This window comes from Janthinobacterium sp. FT14W, assembly GCF_009208755.1.
In the GTDB taxonomy this organism is placed as follows: domain Bacteria; phylum Pseudomonadota; class Gammaproteobacteria; order Burkholderiales; family Burkholderiaceae_D; genus Janthinobacterium; species Janthinobacterium violaceinigrum.
Genome location: NZ_WFLL01000014.1, coordinates 87531 through 106638 on the forward strand (window position 1 = coordinate 87531; position 19108 = coordinate 106638).

20 protein-coding genes are annotated in these 19108 nt (G+C 64.1%); 7 read left to right on the plus strand and 13 right to left on the minus strand.

The window, feature by feature from the left end:
* Positions 1 to 31: 31 nt before the first annotated feature.
* From asd to leuC, 5 genes are all read right to left on the minus strand, one after another.
* Positions 32 to 1159, minus strand: coding sequence for an aspartate-semialdehyde dehydrogenase (gene asd, locus GCN74_RS12100; protein WP_152256913.1), 1128 nt, complete (start codon positions 1157 to 1159; stop codon positions 32 to 34).
* Between the two features lie 45 nt (positions 1160 to 1204).
* Positions 1205 to 2275, minus strand: a complete 1071-nt coding sequence (gene leuB, locus GCN74_RS12105; RefSeq protein WP_152256914.1) for a 3-isopropylmalate dehydrogenase — start codon at positions 2273 to 2275, stop codon at positions 1205 to 1207.
* 11 nt (positions 2276 to 2286) lie between these two features.
* Positions 2287 to 2934: a 3-isopropylmalate dehydratase small subunit gene (gene leuD, locus GCN74_RS12110; protein ID WP_152256915.1), complete on the minus strand. Its 648-nt coding sequence runs from the start codon at positions 2932 to 2934 to the stop codon at positions 2287 to 2289.
* 51 nt (positions 2935 to 2985) lie between these two features.
* On the minus strand, positions 2986 to 3108 hold the full coding sequence (locus GCN74_RS12115) for a lipoprotein (protein WP_010400408.1): 123 nt from the start codon (positions 3106 to 3108) through the stop codon (positions 2986 to 2988).
* A gap of 68 nt (positions 3109 to 3176) precedes the next feature.
* Positions 3177 to 4580, minus strand: coding sequence for a 3-isopropylmalate dehydratase large subunit (leuC, locus tag GCN74_RS12120; protein ID WP_152256916.1), 1404 nt, complete (start codon positions 4578 to 4580; stop codon positions 3177 to 3179).
* A gap of 338 nt (positions 4581 to 4918) precedes the next feature.
* On the opposite strand from leuC, the gene GCN74_RS12125 reads away from it, so the two are divergent.
* Positions 4919 to 6049 carry a S41 family peptidase gene (locus GCN74_RS12125; RefSeq protein ID WP_152256917.1) on the plus strand — a complete coding sequence of 377 codons (1131 nt, stop codon included), beginning with the start codon at positions 4919 to 4921 and terminating at the stop codon, positions 6047 to 6049.
* A 76-nt stretch (positions 6050 to 6125) separates the two neighbouring features.
* On the opposite strand, the gene GCN74_RS12130 is transcribed toward GCN74_RS12125, so the two are convergent.
* Both GCN74_RS12130 and GCN74_RS12135 read right to left on the minus strand, forming a co-directional pair.
* Positions 6126 to 8003, minus strand: coding sequence for a chemotaxis protein CheA (locus tag GCN74_RS12130; RefSeq protein WP_152256918.1), 1878 nt, complete (start codon positions 8001 to 8003; stop codon positions 6126 to 6128).
* The gene (locus GCN74_RS12135; protein WP_152256919.1) at positions 8003 to 8866 is read right to left on the minus strand and encodes a protein phosphatase CheZ; all 864 of its coding nucleotides are present in this window, start codon (positions 8864 to 8866) and stop codon (positions 8003 to 8005) included. Before GCN74_RS12135 ends, GCN74_RS12130 begins: the two co-directional genes overlap by 1 nt.
* A 465-nt stretch (positions 8867 to 9331) precedes the next feature.
* Here GCN74_RS12135 and GCN74_RS12140 point away from each other — a divergent pair, with 465 nt between their 5' ends.
* The 6 genes from GCN74_RS12140 (at position 9332) to GCN74_RS12165 (ending at position 13864) form a co-directional block, all read left to right on the plus strand.
* Positions 9332 to 9799, plus strand: a complete 468-nt coding sequence (locus tag GCN74_RS12140; protein ID WP_152256920.1) for a universal stress protein — start codon at positions 9332 to 9334, stop codon at positions 9797 to 9799.
* Positions 9800 to 9955: 156 nt separating this feature from the next.
* Positions 9956 to 10600, plus strand: coding sequence for a response regulator transcription factor (locus GCN74_RS12145; RefSeq protein WP_034750556.1), 645 nt, complete (start codon positions 9956 to 9958; stop codon positions 10598 to 10600).
* Positions 10601 to 10941: 341 nt separating this feature from the next.
* Positions 10942 to 11745 carry a Crp/Fnr family transcriptional regulator gene (locus tag GCN74_RS12150; protein ID WP_152256950.1) on the plus strand — a complete coding sequence of 268 codons (804 nt, stop codon included), beginning with the start codon at positions 10942 to 10944 and terminating at the stop codon, positions 11743 to 11745.
* Positions 11746 to 11989: 244 nt separating this feature from the next.
* Positions 11990 to 12187 (plus strand): hemin uptake protein HemP, encoded by a 198-nt coding sequence (gene hemP / locus GCN74_RS12155; RefSeq protein WP_034750559.1) that lies wholly within the window; start codon positions 11990 to 11992, stop codon positions 12185 to 12187.
* A gap of 85 nt (positions 12188 to 12272) precedes the next feature.
* Complete coding sequence (locus tag GCN74_RS12160) at positions 12273 to 12599, plus strand: hypothetical protein (RefSeq protein WP_152256921.1); 327 nt, start codon at positions 12273 to 12275, stop codon at positions 12597 to 12599.
* 38 nt (positions 12600 to 12637) lie between these two features.
* Positions 12638 to 13864, plus strand: a complete 1227-nt coding sequence (locus GCN74_RS12165; RefSeq protein ID WP_152256922.1) for a DUF2325 domain-containing protein — start codon at positions 12638 to 12640, stop codon at positions 13862 to 13864.
* 43 nt (positions 13865 to 13907) lie between these two features.
* On the opposite strand, the gene GCN74_RS12170 is transcribed toward GCN74_RS12165, so the two are convergent.
* The 6 genes from GCN74_RS12170 to GCN74_RS12195 all read right to left on the minus strand — a co-directional run bounded on the left by GCN74_RS12170 (position 13908) and on the right by GCN74_RS12195 (position 19014).
* A complete protein-coding gene (locus tag GCN74_RS12170; RefSeq protein WP_152256923.1) occupies positions 13908 to 14459 on the minus strand; it encodes a glutathione peroxidase in 552 nt (183 codons plus the stop codon).
* Between the two features lie 71 nt (positions 14460 to 14530).
* Positions 14531 to 15895 carry a sulfite reductase subunit alpha gene (locus tag GCN74_RS12175; protein ID WP_152256924.1) on the minus strand — a complete coding sequence of 455 codons (1365 nt, stop codon included), beginning with the start codon at positions 15893 to 15895 and terminating at the stop codon, positions 14531 to 14533.
* 12 nt (positions 15896 to 15907) lie between these two features.
* Positions 15908 to 16948 carry an FAD:protein FMN transferase gene (locus GCN74_RS12180; protein ID WP_152256925.1) on the minus strand — a complete coding sequence of 347 codons (1041 nt, stop codon included), beginning with the start codon at positions 16946 to 16948 and terminating at the stop codon, positions 15908 to 15910.
* 26 nt (positions 16949 to 16974) lie between these two features.
* On the minus strand, positions 16975 to 17799 hold the full coding sequence (locus GCN74_RS12185; protein ID WP_152256926.1) for a DUF4198 domain-containing protein: 825 nt from the start codon (positions 17797 to 17799) through the stop codon (positions 16975 to 16977).
* Positions 17800 to 17812: 13 nt separating this feature from the next.
* Positions 17813 to 18328 carry a DUF2271 domain-containing protein gene (locus tag GCN74_RS12190; RefSeq protein WP_152256927.1) on the minus strand — a complete coding sequence of 172 codons (516 nt, stop codon included), beginning with the start codon at positions 18326 to 18328 and terminating at the stop codon, positions 17813 to 17815.
* A 32-nt stretch (positions 18329 to 18360) separates the two neighbouring features.
* Positions 18361 to 19014 carry a PepSY-associated TM helix domain-containing protein gene (locus tag GCN74_RS12195; RefSeq protein WP_152256928.1) on the minus strand — a complete coding sequence of 218 codons (654 nt, stop codon included), beginning with the start codon at positions 19012 to 19014 and terminating at the stop codon, positions 18361 to 18363.
* Positions 19015 to 19108: the final 94 nt, after the last annotated feature.

Genomic DNA, 19108 nt, shown 5'->3' on the forward strand with positions numbered 1-19108 from the left:
CGGCTTGATCTGGATCAGCAAATTATTGCCATTACGCGTCCAGCAGGATGCGCAGCATGCGGCGCAGCGGCTCGGCCGCGCCCCACAGCAATTGGTCGCCCACGGTGAAGGCGGACAGGTATTCGCCGCCCATGCTCATCTTGCGCACGCGGCCGACGGGGATCGTCAGGCTGCCAGTGACGGCGGCCGGCGACAGGTCGCGCACGGACGCTTCGCGCGTGTTCGGCACGAATTTCACCCATTCGTTGTTGCTGGCGATGATGTCGTTGATTTCATCGAGCGGCACGTCTTTCTTCAGCTTGATGGTCAAGGCTTGCGAATGGCAGCGCATGGCGCCGATGCGCACGCACAGGCCGTCGACGGGAATTTCCCTGGTGCCGAAATCGATGCCGCGTCCCAGGATCTTGTTCGTTTCCGCACCCGCCTTCCACTCTTCCTTGGACTGGCCGTTGCCCAGGTCCTTGTCGATCCACGGGATCAGGTTGCCGGCCAGCGGCGCGCCGAATTGCTTGATCTCGTCCGGGGAATAGCCGTGCTGGGTGGCCAGCACCTGGCGGTCGATTTCCAGGATGGCGGAAGCGGGGTTGTCCAGCAGCGCCTTGACGGAAGCGTTGATGGTGCCAAACTGCGTCAGCAGCTCGCGCATGTGCTGCGCGCCGCCGCCCGATGCCGCCTGGTAAGTCATCGACGTCATCCAGTCGATCAGGTCGTGCTGGAACAGGCCGCCCAGGCCCATCATCATGCACGACACGGTGCAATTGCCGCCGATGTAGTTCTTGACGCCCTTGCCCAGTGCATCCTTGATGACGTGCAGGTTGACGGGGTCGAGCACGATGACGGCGTCTTTCTCCATGCGCAAGGTCGAAGCCGCATCGATCCAGTAGCCGTTCCAGCCGGCAGCGCGCAGCTGCGGGAAGACGGCGCTCGTGTAGTCGCCGCCCTGGCAGGAAATGATGATGTCGCACTTGGACAGTTCGGCGATGTTGTTGGCATCCTTCAGGATGGTTTCATTCTTCGCCATGGCCGGCGCCGCGCCGCCCGTGTTCGAGGTCGTGAAAAACACCGGTTCGATGTGGGCGAAATCGCCCTCTTCCTGCATGCGCTGCATCAGGACCGAACCGACCATACCGCGCCAACCTACCAAGCCAACTAATTTCATTACCATTCCTCAAGATGAGACGGCGACTGCCGTCATTAGACTATTTTATCCCAGTGCTTTTACAACTGCATCACCCATGGCCTCGGTACCGACCAAAGTCGTGCCCGCTTCATGGATATCGGCCGTGCGCAGGCCCTGCGCCAGCACCCGCTTGACGGCGCCCTCGATGCGGTCCGCCTGCTCTTCGCGGTTCAGCGAATAGCGCAGCATCATGGCCGCCGACAAGATCGTCGCCAGCGGATTGGCGATGCCCTTGCCCGCGATATCGGGCGCCGAACCGTGCGATGGTTCGTACAGGCCCTTGTTGCTGGCGTCGAGCGAAGCGGACGGCAGCATGCCGATCGAGCCCGTCAGCATGGCGGCCGCGTCCGACAAGATGTCGCCGAACATATTGCCGGTCACCATGACGTCGAATTTCTTCGGCGCCCGCACCAGCTGCATGGCCGCGTTATCGACGTACATATGATCCAGCGCCACGTCCGGGTATTCCTTGTGCACGTCGATGACGATGTCTTTCCAGAACTGGAAGGTTTCCAGCACGTTTGCCTTGTCCACGCTGGTCAGGCGCCTGTCGCGCTTTTGCGCCGCCTGGAAGGCCACGTGGGCGATGCGGCGAATCTCGCCTTCCGCGTAGCGCATGGTGTCGTAGCCTTCGCGCTGGCCCTTGAACGGACCGTCCGGGCACTCGCGCACGCCGCGGGGCTGGCCGAAATAGATGTCGCCCGTCAATTCGCGGATGATCAGGATATCCAGGCCGGACACCACTTCCGGCTTCAGGGTCGAGGCGCCCGCCAGTTCCGGGTACAAAATGGCCGGACGCAGGTTGGCAAACAGGCCCAGGTTCTTGCGCAAGCCCAGAATTGCCTGCTCCGGACGGAACTGGCGCTCCAGATTGTCGTACTGGTAGTCGCCCACGGCGCCGAACAGCACGGCATCGGCCGCCTTGGCCAGGGCCAGGGTGCCTTCCGGCAAGGGGTGACCATGGGCCGCATAGCCGGCGCCGCCCACGGGCGCCGTTTCCAGCTCGAACGATTCGCCCAGCACATTCAGGACCTTGACGGCTTGCGCGACGATTTCAGGACCGATGCCGTCGCCGGGTAAAATTGCAATTTTCATATTTTTATCGATTAGATGACGTTGGCGAGCCAAGGCTGATTGTTCAAATGACGCTCTTCGAAGGCGCGGATATCGTCCGCGTGGCGCAGGGTCAGGCCGATATCGTCGAGCCCATTCATCAGGCAATACTTGCGGAAGGCGTCGATCTCGAACGCATACGACACGGAACCGTTGCTGGTGCGCACGCACTGCTGCTCCAGGTCCACCACCAGCTTGTAGCCGGGGAAAGCCTTGACTTCATTGATCAGGTGGTCGACCTGGCTTTCCGACAGCACGATGGGCAGCAAGCCGTTCTTGTAGCAGTTATTGAAGAAAATATCGGCAAACGATGGCGCGATGATGGCGCGGAAACCATATTGATCGAGCGCCCACGGCGCGTGTTCGCGCGAGGAGCCGCAGCCGAAATTCTTGCGCGTGAGCAAGATCGAGGCGCCCTGGTAGCGGGGCTCGTTGAGCACGAAATCGGGATTCAGCGGGCGGCGGCTGTTGTCCTGGCCCGGCTCGCCATGGTCGAGGTAGCGCCATTCGTCGAACAGGTTGGGGCCGAAGCCGCTGCGGTGGATCGATTTCAAGAATTGCTTCGGGATAATCGCGTCGGTATCGACGTTGGCGCGGTCCAGCGGCGCCACCAGGCCTTCGTAAATCGTAAATTTATCCATGCTGTTTCTACTCGGTAGGACGCGCGGCGCCAGGCGCCGGCACGTCGCGGTTTATTTTCCGCCGGCGCCAGTGACAACCTGACCGACTTTCTGCACATCGCGGCCGATGCCGGAGACGGTGTTGCAGCCAGACAAGATGACGGTGGCGATGAGGAGGGCGAAGAGTTTTTTCATGATGAGTTCTCGATAATCAATAAGGGACTAAAACTGCTAGTGTAAACCAGCGGCGCCAGTCCCTGCCGTCATCGCAATCCCCGCACGTCGACAAAGTGGCCGGCGATGCCCGCCGCCGCCGCCATCGCGGGCGACACCAGGTGGGTACGGCCGCCCTGCCCCTGCCGGCCTTCGAAGTTGCGGTTCGACGTGGACGCGCAGCGTTCGCCCGGTTCCAGGCGGTCCGCATTCATGGCCAGGCACATGGAACAGCCCGGCTCGCGCCACTCGAAACCGGCATCCTTGAAGATGCGGTCCAGTCCCTCGCGCTCCGCCTGGTCTTTCACCAGGCCGGAGCCGGGCACCACCAGCGCCAGGGTGACGTTGGAGGCGCGGTGCTTGCCGCGCACCACGGCGGCGGCCGCGCGCAAGTCCTCGATGCGCGAATTGGTGCAGGAACCGATGAAGACCTTGTCGATGCGGATGTCTTCGATGGCTGTGTTCGGTTTCAATGCCATGTAGACGAGCGCCTTTTCCATCGCATCGCGCTTGACGCTGTCTTTTTCCTGGTCGGGATCGGGCACGCGGCCATCGACGCCGATCACCATTTCAGGCGAGGTGCCCCAGGTCACTTGCGGCACGATGTCTTGCGCGTTCAAGGTGACGACCAGGTCGAAACGGGCGCCAGGGTCCGAATGCAGGGTGCGCCAGTAGGCCACGGCGCGCTCCCAGTGCGGACCGGCCGGCGAAAACGGGCGGCCCTTGACGTAGTTGATCGTGGTGTCGTCCACGCCGATGATGCCGGCACGCGCGCCCGCCTCGATGGCCATGTTGCACACCGTCATGCGGCCTTCCATCGACAGGGCGCGGATGGCCGAGCCGCCGAACTCGATACAGTAGCCCGTGCCGCCGGCCGTGCCGATCTTGCCGATGATGGCCAGCACGATATCCTTGGCCGTCACGCCGGCCGGCAAGGCGCCGTCGACCTGCACCAGCATGGATTTGGATTTCTTTTGCAGCAGGGTCTGCGTGGCCAGCACGTGTTCCACTTCGGACGTGCCGATGCCGTGCGCCAGCGCACCGAACGCGCCGTGCGTGGACGTGTGCGAATCGCCGCAGACCACCGTCATGCCGGGCAAGGTCGCGCCCTGTTCGGGGCCGATCACATGCACGATACCCTGGCGCTTGTCGTTCATGTTGAAGTACGTCAAGCCATAGTTCCTGGCATTCTTGTCCAAGGTTTCCACCTGCAGGCGCGAGACGGGATCGGCAATGCCGTCGACCCGGCTGGTGGTGGGCACGTTATGGTCGGCCACGGCCAGGTTGGCGGAAATGCGCCATGGCTGGCGGCCGGCCACGCTTAGCCCGTCGAAGGCTTGCGGGCTGGTGACTTCGTGCAGCAAATGCCGGTCGATGTACAGAATTGTCGTGCCATCATCTTCGGCCCGCACAACGTGGGATTCCCAAAGTTTGTCGTAAAGCGTCTTCATCATGATATATGCAGCGTTGCCACAGCCTGTTTAAGTGATCAAGTGATACCAAGTCCTACGGTGATCCACAAGGATTATGCCATATATCAGGGAATACAGAACCGAAACAGGCAAAAGCGTGGGATTGGCGATACAAAGTTTGGCCGCCTTGTTGGATATGAGCTGGAAATTGCCGATATCGCCTCCCCGGCGACATTACAAGCCCATCCGCATGCAGCCTGCCGAAGGACTGACGGCGAGGGCAGAAACCGATACTTTCTTCCCAATCTTTCGTGTATTGTGTTTCGACAATAATCAGCGGCGCGCGCCTCCGCACGCGCCCACCACCGATGGGGACCTGAATGAAACTGCATTCCTGGGCGCTGGCCGCCCTCACCCTGGCCAACGCGCATGCGGCGGCGGCCACGCCGGGCGAACTGTGCGTGCAGGACTTGCGCGCCATCCCACCATTCCTGCTGGAAAACGATACGGGCGCACGCGCCCACCTGGCGCAAAAGGGCCAGGCCTACTTCGACCTGGCGCTGGCCACGGCCAGCACGGCGGCGGCCAGTGCGGCCGACGACAAGGCCTGCAATGCCATCCTGGAAAATTATGTGGGCATGTGGCGCAAGGGCCATCTGCACGTGAAAGGCGGCAGCGCGCAGGACGTGGCCAAGCCATCCCCCGCCCAGCCTGCCGCGCCGGGACAGCCTGCACCATCGAAGGAACCGTCGCTGCAAGTCTTGTCCGGGAATACCGTGCTGCTGAACTTGCCCAGCTTCCACGGCCGCTACCGCGCCGCCGTGGCGACCCTGCTCGACACGCACCGCGCGGCGCTGGCGTCACGCCCCAACTGGATCCTCGACGTGCGCCGCAACGGCGGCGGCAGCGACAGCACCTATGCACCCCTGCTGCAATGGATCAGCTCGGACGAAACGGTCAGGCTGGGCGCCGAATGGCTGTCCACGCCTGCCAATATCGCGGGGCAAGAGAGCGTCTGCGCCTTGCTGGCGCCGGGCGACAAGGCGTGCGCCGACTTTGCGGCCCAGGCCGTGACACAGATGCGCTCCGTCAAGCCGGGCGAGTATGTGGCGCAGAACGGCGCCGACCTCGTCAGCTACGCGCGCCAGGACACGCCGGAGCCACGCCGGCCCGTGCGCGTGGCCGTGCTGATCGACCGCGACTGCGCCAGTTCCTGCGAGGAATTCCTGCTGGCGGCGCGGCAAAGTTTTCACGTGAAATTGATCGGCCGTAACAGCCATGGCGCGCTCGACTATTCCAACCTGCGCCTGCACGCGCTGCCGTCCGGCGTGCGCCAGCTGCAATACGCCACCTCGCGCTCGGCCCGCCTGCCGCACCTGCAGGTCGACCTCGATGGCATCATGCCCGACATATATTTGCCGCCGCCGAAGGACGAGGCTGCGCGCGCCCAGGAAATCGTGCGCGTGCAGCGCTGGCTGGAAGGCGGCACATTACGTCCGGATAACATCTGACGCCGCCGGCGCCATAAAAAAAGCCCGCTACACGTAGCGGGCTTTCTCATGAGTACAACGATATTGTCAGGCGTCCTCAGGCCGCCAAGCGGACGCTGCTGCGGCAGCCGTCCATCAGGAACGACAGGCCGACGACCAGCACCAGCTCGCCTTCGGCCGAGCGGGCCGTGCCCGTGATGCCTTCCACGGTGATGGCCGTCATCGGCTTGATCACCAGGTCGGCCGTGCCATCGACGGCTTCCACAGCAAGGATGTACGGCTGCGGCGCGGCGACCACGATGCCCACGCGCTCGCTGCACGACTCGTAGCCCAGGGCGCCGGCCAGCGACCGTACGGGCAATGGACGGCCCTGGTCTTTCAGCACGGGCGCGCCGCCCACTTCCATGAAGGTTTCCGGCAATTCGACGACGCGCTGCACCACCGCCATCGGCAGCGCCAGCGCGGCGCCCGAGGTGGAGACCAGCATGGTCGGCACGATGGACAGCTCGATCGGCAGGCGGATGGCGAACTTGGTGCCCTTGCCCAGCGCCGACTCGATGTGGATGGCGCCGCGGTTCTTCTCCACGGCCGTCTTGACCACGTCCATGCCCACGCCGCGTCCGGAAACGCTGGACGCCACTTCCTTGGTCGAGAAGCCCGGCAGGAACACCAGCTGGAAGCATTCGTCGTTGCTCAACTGCGCGTTTTCGCTGATCAGGCCCTTTTGCTGGGCCTTGCTGCGCAGGAAGACCGGGTCCATGCCCTTGCCGTCATCCTGCAGCACGATCATCACGCTATTGGCTTCCTGCCATGCCTTGAGCGAAATATACGATTTGGCGGGCTTGCCGGCAGCCAGGCGCGCTTCCGGCGATTCGACACCGTGGTCGAGCGAGTTGCGCAGCATGTGCACGAGCGGATCGTACAGGCTGTCGACCACCACGCGGTCGACTTCCGTCTCCGCGCCTTCGATGGTCAGCTCGACATCCTTGCCCAGGTCTTTCGCCAGTTCGCGCACCAGGCGCGGGAATTTCTGGAACAAACGGCCCACGGGCTGCATGCGCGTGGCCAGCGTGGCCCGCTGCAGTTCCGTCGAGTAGCGCGACGCGCGTTCCAGGGTTTCCGCCAGGGTCGCCATCAAGGTGGCGGCCTGGCCTTCGAATTTGAATTGCAGCAAGCGCTCGAGCAGCACGGCAGCCTGGTTGGCGGCCTGCACGGATTCGCCGGCCACTTCCAGCAGGGCGTCGAGCTTGACGGCGTCGACGCGGATGCTGTCTTCCTTGACGGGCGCGGCATGGCGCACTTCCGGGCGTTCCTCGCGCCGTTCCGCGCCATCCCAGGCCTTGGCAGCGGGCTTGGCGGCAGCCGCAACAGGCGCGGCGGCCACCGCGGCAGGTGCAGCGGCCACGGCGGCCACCGGTGCGGCAGCGACCTGGCTGCCGGCCGGCACGACGGCGTTATACATGCCTTCCCAGTCCAGGCCGTCGGCGCTGGCCGTGGCGGCGGCAGTGGCGGCGGCAGGCGCTTCGGCCACCTGGGCAACGGCCACGGCCACTTCCGCCACGGCGGCGGCAGGCGCAGGCGCGTCCATGCCCTTGCCTTCGATGGCGTTCGTCAGGATGTGTTCCAGCTCTTCCGGCATGGCCGGCAAGCTTTCCGGCGCGGCGCCATTGGCCAGCTCCGTCAGCTGGTCGGCCACGAAGCCGGACGCCTGCAGCGCCGCCTCGATGGCGATCGGGGTCACCGGCGCGGCGCCCGTGCGCAAGGCGTCGAACAGGTTTTCCGTCAGATGGCAGGCCGCCACCAGCGCGGGCAAGCCCATGAAGCCGGCGCCGCCCTTGATGGTGTGGAAGGAACGAAACACGGCATTCAGTGTTTCCTTGTTGTCCGGATCACGCTCGAGGCGCAATAAGTGCTCTTCAACATTAACCGCAAGATCCATCGCCTCAACGACGAAATCCTTGAGCATATCGTCCATTAGAATCCCAAATCCGCAAGAAGGTCGTCTACATTATCCTGGTCCAACGCCACCGACGGCACGGACGGGCCCTGCATCAGCGGCGCGTCCTGCTTCTGTGCGAGTTTCTCGCGCACTTCGGCCGGCGCGTTGTCGCGCAGCAACTGGGCAAGCTCGTGCTCCACCGTCTTGGTGATGTTGACCACTTTTTTGATCAGCTGGCCCGTGATGTCCTGGAAGTCCTGCGCCATCATGATTTCCAGCAAGCGCGCTTTTTCCGCTTCCGTCGCTTCCGCAACGGCTTGCGCGAACTGGCGCGAATCGCCGGCCAGGGCCTTGAATTCTTCCAGGCTCAGCTTGCCATCGAACAGCGCCGTCCAGCGGCCGTCCATGTCCTTCGCCTTCTTCGACAGCACGTCCTGCGCCGGCATGCCTTCGTCGAGCGTATTCAGGACCTTGTTGGCGGCCTGCTCCGTCAGGGTGGCGACATATTCCAGGCGGTCCTGGGCGTCGACGATCTGCGACGACGCTTCCGTCAGCGCCTTGTCGTAGCCCAGTTCGCGCAGCGAATCGTGCAGCAGGCGCACGATGCCGCCCAGGCGCTCGAACATGGGCTTGTCGGACTGGTCGACGGGATCGGCCGCTTCGTCCGGCGCGCCTGCGGCGGCGGGCGCTGCTTCCGGCGCGGCTGGCGCGGCGGCGACTGGCGCCGCGGCGGCTGCCGGCACGGCGGCGCTGGCCGAGACCGCATCGAACAGCGCGTCAAAATCGTCATCCGCGATCACGGCTGCGGGCGCGGCGGCCGGCGCGGGCTGGGGAGCGGCCGCGCTTTGCGCAGATACTTCATCGAATAATGCATCGAAATCATCAGCGGCGTTGGTCATATCCCTGCTTCTCCATAATTTGTCAAAATTCCGCCTGAACTGTGCGTTTTACAGACTGATACCCACAATTTCTCGATTAAGATGATTTGAGGCAATACCGCTGCGATGGTGCGAGTGTAGCAGGGCGCCGCCCTGTTGGTAAATCTCAAAACGCGCTTCCTGGTGCAAAGCTGGCCCGCAAGAGCTTTTCCACCAGGAAATAAGTGTTCCTGCTGTTGTATTTTGAAATACTACCATTGGCGTGCGTGCAAGACCACGCGCCGCACAAGAAATCCTGTGCCCGGGCGCCTGCGCAACGGCGCCAGGCGGACTCCGCGCAGCCAAACACGATCTTTCTGCCAATGTTGTCTATACTGAAGGTGCAGTAGTATTGATAATTATCAAGTCTTTACATGAATACAATGCTGCCGCCGCGTCTACAATAAGAGGCGTTGCGCGCGCTGAGTCACCGCCAAAGGACCTGCCATGTATAAGAAAATTCTGATCGCCACGGACGGCTCCACCGTCTCCAACTTGACGGCCTGTGCCGGCGTTGCCTTTGCCGAGCAGATGCACGCCGACATCCTTGCCGTGTACGTGGCGCCCGAATACCAATACCCGGTGTACATCGAAATCATTCCGCCGAGCTATCCCAGCGAGGAGGAATACCGCATCGCCATGCGCAAGGCGGGCGCCGACCACTGGCAGCCCATCCTCGACGCGGCCGCCAAGCGGGGCCTGGTGGCGACGGGCCTGACGGCCTTTTCCGACAGCCCGGCCCTGAAAATCGTGGAAGTGGCGCAATTGCAGCAATGCGACCTGATTTTCATGGGCTCGCATGGCCGCAGCGGCTGGGGGCAGTTGCTGCTGGGTAGCGTGACCAACAAGGTGCTGTCGCACTCGAAACTGCCGGTGCTCGTGCACAGGCTGATCAAGGAACCCGCACCGAAATAAACGGTCACATGGCCACGGGGGCCGCTGTTACCGGCAGGTACAGCAAAAAGGCAAACGTGCGGCCATTTCAGTTAAAATGACAACGTTTCCCGTTTTTTAACATTTAATTGTCCGGTAACGGACACAGCAGATTACACGCCTCCAGATTGCGCGCCTATGATACGTATTGTGATTGCCGACGACCACACCATCATGCGGGAAGGATTGAAGCGCATCCTCGACGGCGCGCCGGACATCGACATCGTGGGCGAAGCCATCGACGGTTTTGAAGTGCTCAACCACGTGCGCCAGGGCGGCTTCGACCTGTTGCTGCTCGACCTGTCGATGCCGGGGCGCAGCGGCGTCGACCTGATCCGGCAAATCCGCAGCGAGGCGCCCAAGCTGGCCATCCTGATCCTCACCATGCACGAGGAAGAGCAATATGCGGTGCGCGCCATCCGCGCGGGCGCGCAAGGCTACCTGACCAAGGAAAGCGCGGGCACCCAGCTGGTGGGCGCCATCCACAAGGTGGCGTCGGGACGCCCTTACATCAGCGCCGAGGTGGCCGAGCAACTCGTGCTCAACATCATGATGCCGAATGAAAGCCTGCTGCACAAACAGCTGTCGGACCGCGAATTCGAAGTCTTTTCCCTGCTGGTGGCAGGCAAGTCGATCACGGAAATTGCCAACAACCTGCACCTGAGCGTGAAAACGGTCAGCACGCACAAGACGCGCATCATGCAAAAGATGGGCATGAGTTCGCTGTCGGAAATGGTCCAGTACGCCGTAGCGCACCGCCTGCTCTCCCCCTTCAAGACGTGAAACCGGCGGCGCGCGCCCGCGCGCCGACAGTAGGAACAATCCTACTTCAGCTACCACAGCTCCTACTGCCATATTCAGCCACTGCTGATATTAATTGCATACGATTGTTGGCATACTGAAACCAGTAATCAAGTTGCTGGGAAGTTACTTCATCACACAGCAAGTCTTCAGCGAATTGAGCATTACCTGCCAGGACGCGCGCCGCCGGCCCTTTGCCGCCCCGCCGCCTTGCGCACTCCGTCATTCAACTCTGAACTACCTGTCACCAGGAGATGAACATGCTGTCCACGCAAACGCCTGAAACCCGCCCTGCAGCACCATCGCTGGCCCCCTCGTCTCCGATGGAAGCGGGGCGCCAGCGCCAGGGGCGGCTCTGGTCGAACCTGAAGGAGGTGTGCGACCTGCTGCATATCTCCAGTGCCTGCACCATCGCCGCCGACGAACTGCTGTTCCAGCACGTGCAGTTCAAGACAGGCCAGCGCGTGCATACGATCGGCCAGCCGTTCGACACCCTGTACATCGTCAATTCGGGCTTCCTGAAAACCGTGCTCATCGATGAATTCGGCAATGAACAGGTGCTCAGCTTTCCCATGAAGGGCGACATGCTGGGCGTCGACGGCATCCACTCGCGCCATTACTCGTCCGAAGCGGTGGCCCTGTCCGACTGCGACCTGATCCTGCTGCCGTTCAAGAAGCTGACGGCACTGGGCCGTGTCCACCTGGAACTGGAAAACGTCATGTACGGCGTGATGAGCCGTGAACTGGTGCGCGAGCAAGCCATGATCGGCATGCTGGGCGCCCTCAGCGCCGAAGCCCGCGTGGCCCGCTTCCTCGTCTCGCTGGCCGACCGCTTTGCGCAGATGGGCTATTCGAGCAAGCTGTTCAACCTGCGCATGACGCGCCATGAAATCGGCAGCTACCTGGGCCTGACCCTGGAAACGGTCAGCCGCACCCTGTCCGCCTTCAATGAGATCGGCCTGATCACGGTCGACCAGCGCACGATCGGCATCAAGGATCCGGACGCCCTGAAAACCCTGCGCCGCCTGCCGCCCTCGCGCTCGCGCGCCAAGCAGCTGGCCGCCGCCAAGCTGAAGGCCGACACCACCGCAACGGCCGCCGCGGCGCAATTGCTGGCCACCATTTAAACCCCACTCCGATTTCTTCAAGCTTGGCACAGGCTTGACCCGGCCAAGGCGCGCAAACGCCTTGCCGGGTCTTTTTTGCTGCCGCCCCGCCCTTGCGCGCCCCGCCTGCGGCTGCCCTCTCCTCCAGCGTGCCGCGCCAGCGCAAAAAAGCGCGGATTCCACACAAATAAGCCTTGCTTTTCGGGCCACATTCAACAATAATGCAAATACGAATCATTCTCAACTGAGATAAAGAAAGCCCAACATGCAAAGCTCAAAACCAGCCTTGATCCAGGATGCCGCTACCGCCCACGTCCGTCCTCCCGTCAGCATGGCCCAGCCGGCGCGCCGCATCACCAGCGAAGCGCTGCTGCAGCAGGGCCGCGAAGTGGAGATTGAGCACAGCGGCAAGATCTATCGCCTGCGCGTTACCCAATTGAACAAGCTGATCCTGACTGCCTGAAGCAGCACGGCAGCCAGTCACCACACTCGCCAGCCAGTCGCGCCCCGTGCGCGCAGCCAGCCAAACCACCGCACAGGAGTGTTTGATGGCGAACGACCGACCTTCCCCGATGTTTCCTTCTCCGCAGGGCCAGCAGCCTGAATTGCTGCTGTCGGCCGTGCTGCACCTGATGTCGCATTACCATGCGGGCAGTCCCTGCGAGAAACTGGCGGGCGTCATCGAACGCCACCTGCAAGCGCTGTCCGGTTCGCCCGACCTGGGCCCCGTGCTGCAAGCGACCTGCCAGCAACTGTCGCAGCAATGGGCCACCCTGGTGGCGCTGCATCAGCCCATGCCAGCGAAGACCACCTTGTTCGAGCGCCTGGCACGCATGCTGAGCGCCAAGCGCCCTGCCTCACCCCTGCCGCAATAACTTCTCTTCAATACCCCACCGCCTAACAGGATATCGCCATGTGTGACAAAGACAAGTCCCTGCCCGTGATCAGCAATTGTTCCAGCGGCGAGGCCGAAACGGCGGCGCTCGCTTCGCGCCGCCGGCGGCTGTGGGAGCTGTCGCACACCTGCCATTGCCCGCTGGTCGGCGTGGGCTTGCCATTGGGATACCTGCGCAAACTGGTGGGCAAGATGACGGGCGGGCGCGTGCTGGCCGACGACTACGAAGTGCATGTGGGCGCCGTGACGGAATGCGGCGCGCGCAACCGCCTGTCCGAGGCGCTGCAAAAGGAACTCGAACGCCGCTACGCTCCCGTGATCCTGCGCTTTCGCGGCGCCAAGACCACCGGGCAGGTAGCGCAACTGTGGCGCACGGCCGTCGCCAACGGCGACGTGTCGGGCGCCTTCTGGGCCGGCCTGACGCACCCGCGCTGCGACGCGGAGCTGGAAGAACAGATGTGCAGAGACTTGCACATGATCCAGCACCAGGCGGGCGCCTGCGTGCGCGCCGACATGGGCAAGTTCACGGCCTTGCAGGAAGAAAATGTACGCCTGACGCACGAACTGGCCAAGCTGCAACAGCGCAGCCAGGCCATGCTGACGGAAAAAACGGGCGAGCTGGAACGTCAGGAAGCCGTTCTGCTGCGCACGCGCGCCGAATCGATCGGCAAGGACAGCGTGATCGACGGCTTGCGCGCCGAGTTGACGCAATTGCAGGCAGCCATCCCGGCGCTGGAATCGCGCACGCGCCTGGTCGAGCGCCTGGCGCAAATGGATGAGCGCGAAAAGGAATTGCGCCAGCAAATCGCGGAATTGAAACAGGCGCAGCCCCGTCCGGGCGCTGCCGTGCCGCCACCGGCGGCCAGGCTGGAAGTGCCCACGGGCGGCAAGCTGAAAATGCCGATCCGCCTCGTCGATCAAAGCGTGCTGTGCGTGGGTGGACGCAGCGGCAATGTCGCCACCTACCGCGCCCTGATCGAGCGGGTGGGCGCGCAGTTCGCCCACCACGACGGGGGCCTGGAAGACAATGCCAACCTGCTCGATTCGAGCCTGGCGGCGGCCGACCTGGTGATTTGCCAGACGGGCTGCATCAGCCACAGCGCCTACTGGCGCGTCAAGGATTACTGCAAGCGCACGGGCAAGCGCTGCGTCTTCATCGACAACCCCAGCATCTCCAGCCTGGCGCGCGGCTTGCAGGAAGTGAGCGGCGAGATGGAACCGGCCGCGCTGGACGCCGCCGAATAAAGCGTGGGCGGCAGGCGCCGCCCGTGCCTATGCCTGGCGCGGATCAGGCCTGCAACTCGCGCTCGATGGCCTCGCGCAGGATCGCATCGTCGACCGTGGTGTCGGGCGCAAAGCGTCCCACCACCTTGCCCTCCCTGCTGATCAGAAACTTCTCGAAATTCCACAGCACGTCGCCCGGGCGTTCCTGCGTGATGCCGTAGCCGGCCAGCTTGGCGCGGAAATCGCTGCCCGGCTTTTCCTGCGCCCGCGGCTGCTGCTCGACCAGGCGCTGGTACAGCGGATGCTGGCCCGGGCCCTTGACGACGATTTTTTCAAACAGGGGAAATTGCACGCCAAAGGTGCCGCGGCAAAAGTCCGCGATCTCGGCATTGCTGCCCGGTTCCTGGGCGCCGAATTCATTCGCGGGAAAGCCGGCCACCACCAGGCCCTGGGCCTGCTTGTCGGCATAGAGTTTTTCCAGTCCTTCGTACTGGGGCGTCAGGCCGCAGGCGGACGCCACGTTCACCACCAGCACCACCTTGCCGCGGTATGCATCGAGGCTCGCAGGGTCGCCATTGATGCGGCGCAAGGGAATGTCGTAAATACTGTCGCTCATGATGGCTCTCCTTGGATGAAACAGCCATCATAGCCGCCCGCGCGCGAACGCGCTGGCAGCGGCCGGAAACGTCAGTAGACGTCGCGCCGGTAGCGTCCTTCGGCTGCCAGCGCGTCGAGCGCGGGCCGGCCCAGCATGTCTTGCAGGGCCTGGTCGACGCCGCCCGCCATGCCCGCCAGGCTGCCGCAGATGTAGATGGCGGCGCCCTGCTCCAGCCACAGTCTGACTTCGTCGGCATTGCCGCGCAGGCGGTCCTGCACGTAGGTGCGCTCGGCCTGGTCGCGCGAAAACGCCAGGTCCAGGCGCGGCAGATCGCCGCTGGCATGCCAGCCTTCGATCTCTTCGCGGTAATGGAAATCGTGGGCCGCATTGCGCTCGCCAAAGATCAGCCAGTTGCGCCGCTGTCCCGCCAGCACGCGGCTTTTCAAATGGCCGCGCAAGCCCGCGATGCCGCTGCCGTTGCCGATCAAAATCAGGGGACGCCGGGCATTGTCTTCCAGGCGGAAACGCCGGTGCTGGCGCAGGCGCAGCTGCACCACGGCGCCGACGTCCGCCTGCGCCGTCAGCCAGCCCGAGGCCAGGCCCAGGCTGCCATCGGGATGCGCATGCTGGCGCACCAGCAAGTGCACGCCGCCATCGCGCGGGATCGAGGCGATCGAATATTCGCGCGGCTGGGTGGAATCGGCCGGCGCGGCCACCTGCACCAGGTCGCCCGACTGCCATTCCGGCAGGCTGCCAGCCACGGGGGCCAGCTCCACATGATAGATGGCGCCGCCGGCGCTGCCGGGATTGAGCAACTGCCGGTGCGTCAAACGCCAGTCGCCGAAAGCGGGCGCGCTCCAGTCCGGCGCGTCGCTGGTGCCGGCCAGGTGGCTCAGGTGCTGGAACCACTCTTCGATGGCGGTGCCGGCGCTGCGGTCGACCTCGATGTGCCCGAACAGGCGCGACGCGCCCTGCGCCGCCAGCCAGGCGTCCAGCGCGCGGCCGAAGCCGCAGAACTGGCCATAGCTGCGGTCGCCCAGGGCCAGCACGGCGTAGTGCAATTGCGGCAGCGCCAGTTCACCCGTCATCAGGCGCCCCATGAAGGCGGCCGCATTGTCGGGCGCGTCGCCTTCGCCATAGGTGCTGACCAAAAACAGGGCCCGCTCCGCTTGCTGCAGCTCCACGGCCGTCAGTTCGGCCAGCGCGCACAGGCGCACGGGAATGCCGGCCAGTTGCAGACTCTGCGCCGTTTGCGTGGCCAGTTCCTCGGCATTGCCCGTCTGGCTCGCATATGCCACCAGCCAGGCGGGACTGTCGGCCGGCGCCGCCTTCGCGGCAGCGGCGGCACGCCGCTTGGCGCGGGCGCGCAGCCACGGCGCCAGGCATACGCCCGCATAACTGAGGGACAGGGCGGCCAGCAAGGCCAGCCGCGTCGTATCGTGCGTAAAAATCATGGAATTAAATATTCATTCGTCGAGCATGGCCAGCATGTGGCTGCTCAGCGTTTCGTGGTAGCCATGGCCGTCGCGCTGCAGGAAGCGCGCGGCCAGGCCCTGCTCTTCGGCCAGCGCCATGCCGGCATCCAAACCCAGCACCGTCAGGGCCGTCGACCAGGCGTCGGCCGCCATGCATTCGGCGTGCACGACAGTGACGGAAGCGAGTTGATTGGCGATCGGCATGCCGCTGCGCGGATCGATGGTGTGCGAGAAACGAACTGTGCCGTCCTTGAAGAAACGCCGGTAGTCGCCCGAGGTTGCGACGGACAGGCCGTGCAGCGCCAGCAGCATTTCCGGCGGATGCCGTGCATTCTCGGCACTATCGGCGGCGCCATCGACCTGCTCCAGCATGACCCACCACGGCTGGCCGTCGGGCTTGCTGCCGGCGCCGCGCAGTTCGCCGCCCACTTCCACCAGATAATGATGGATGCCCTGGCTGTCCAGGTAGCGGGCCAGGCGGTCCACGCCATAGCCCTTGGCCACGGCGGACAGATCGAGCTGCAAGCCGCCCGGCTGGCGCGCGCGACGGGCCGGCAAGTCCAGTTCCAGGCGGCGGCGTTGCCGCTGCGACAGCAGCAGGGCCACGGTATCGTCTTTCGGCGGCAGGAAGCCGGGCTGGTCGTAGCGGTTGCGGGGGCCGAAGCCCCACAGATTGACGAGGGCGCCCGCGCACGGATCATACGCGCCGCCGGACGCCCGCGACACGTGCATGGCAAAGCCCAGCACCTCGCAAAACGCGGCGGGCAAGCTGTGCCAGCTGCCCGCTTCGGCCCGGTTGAAGCGGCCCAGGTCGGACTCGTCGCTCCAGTGGCTCATTTGCGCCACGACCAGGTCCAGCTGCTGCTGCAAGCCCTGCTGCAGGTCCGCGCTGCCGGCGCGTCCCGGCATGGCGGACTCCAGCAGGCGCACCGACCAGCTGGTGCCCATCGACAGGCCGCGCAAATCCCGGATCGCGGCGCCAGGCGGCGCGACCTCGTCGGAAATATGCTGGGGCAGCAGGACCCGGCGCATCGGCAAGATGGTGAACAGGCCGCCGCTTACTGCGGCAGCACTTCCACGGAAGCCGCGTAGGTGGCACGGCGCTCCGGCATCACGGGCGGCTGGCCGGCTACGGCTGGCGCGGCCGCCGGCCAGGTGCTGCTCAGGTAATACATGCCCGCGGCCGGCACGGTGAACGTGATCTCGCCCTTGGCATCGGTGCTCTGGCGGATTTCGCCCAGCACGCCACGGTAGCGCACGCCGCCTGGCACGAGGCTGAACGCCTGGTTCGCCGCCGGCTTGCCGTCGATCAGGAAACGCCACGTGGCTTTCTCGCCCGCGCGCAAGTCGTTCGGATGCGTGACGGGCACGAATTCCAGGCCCACGCCCGTCGGCTTGAACACTTCCGTGCTGGTTTCGCCATTGCTGAAGAAGGTTTCCAGGCGCGCTGCCGTGCGCGTGATTTTCACGTCTTTCGCATCGGCCGGCAGGTCTTTCTTGAAGGTTTCCTCGTTGCCGCGGAAGCGTTTCTGCTCGCCATTGAGCGTGTAGCTGCCCATCACGTTTTGCGACACGATGGCCGCCTTGTAGGTGCCCGGCTTTTCCATCTTCACGTCGAAGACGCTGCGCAGCCGGCCCGTCAGGGTATTGGCCGGCGTGACTTTCGCGCCGTCCGGGCCAAAGACCTGCAGCGCGTCCAGGCGCAGCGGCTGGTGGTCGATCTCGAACAGGCCGTCGGACACGGCGGCATCCACCGTGACCCAGGCGTCCTTGCTTTCCACCATCGTGCTCGAGGGCACCATCCAGCCCCGGTGGGCGTGGGCGTTCATGGCCAGGCCGGCCAGGGCCAGCGCGATCAGCGGTTTATTCAGTTGCTTGAACATGATGGGTGCGCCTTTATGGTTTGATTTGGACGACGACATTGCCGAGTTCTTCCTTGCCTTTGGCAGGAACGGACTGGGCCGATTTCAGCGGCCACTGGAACGGCACGCGCACCAGTTCGCGTCCGCCCGCTTCACGCGCCGCTTCCACCACCACCTGGTATTCGCCGGCCGGCAGCTTGTCGAGCAAGGCCTTGGCGCCCGGGAAAGTCAAGGTATGTTCGCCCGGCGCGCGCGTGGCGCCGCTGACGCCGTCCACGGGCATGGCCAGGTCGCGGCCGCTCTTGCGCCACCATTGGCGCATGTCCTTGAGCCACTTCTCGCCTGCCTTGTCCTTCTTTTTCACGTCATACAGCACCGTCAGGTTGCCGACGACCTTTTGATCGGCCGTTTCCAGCCATGCCGCCACGTAGGGACGGTGATATTCCGCCACGTTCAGTTGCGGGATTTCAAGCTTGAGGGCCAGGTCGGCCGCCATCGCCGAAGTGCCGATCAGGGGAAGGCCAAGCGCCAGGGAGTAGCGTAATTTCATGGTGTGCCTGTAAAAAGGAAGAATAAAAACGATCAGTGAATAAACAGCAAGGCGATCGCGCAGGGTATCAAGATACCGAGGCCAACCATCGGCCAGGTAAATGGCCGGTTGGCCGCGTGGAACTTCAAAATCAATAAACCCGTCAGGCAAAACACGATGCAGGCGCCGGCAAAGATATCGATGAACCAGTTCCAGGCCACGCCCGTGTTGCGTCCCTTGTGCACATCGTTGAGCCAGGACACCCAGCCCCGGTCCGTCAGCTCGTATTCGGCGGCCCCGTCTTCCAGGCCGATGCGCACCCAGGCGTCGCCGCCCGCCTTGGGCAGCGGCAGGTAGACTTCGTCGGCGCTCCATTCGGCGGGACGGCCGCCCGCATGGAGCGACCACTGCTGCCTGAGCCAGGTCTCGGCGCCAGCGGGCATGGGCGCGTTGGCGCCATCATGCTGGGCCGCATAGGCGGCCAGTTCCGCCACGAGGGGCGCCGGCATGGTCGCCTGCTGGCGCGTGATGGACGGCTTCGACTCTATCTGGCTGGCGTGGTTCAGGGTGATGCCGGTGATGGCAAACAGAAACATGCCCAGCAGGCAAAGCGCTGAGCTGATCCAGTGCCATTGGTGCAAATTCTTCAGCCAGACGGCGCGGCTGGCATTGTTCTTGGCCTTGTCTGCGGCGCCCGCGTTACCCATGGTCCGCTCCCGGCCGGGAGCGCGCCAGATGGCGCGACAAGTCAGTGTGCTTCATTCCCATCCTTCAATCCAAGTCCATGCCCATAGTTCCAAA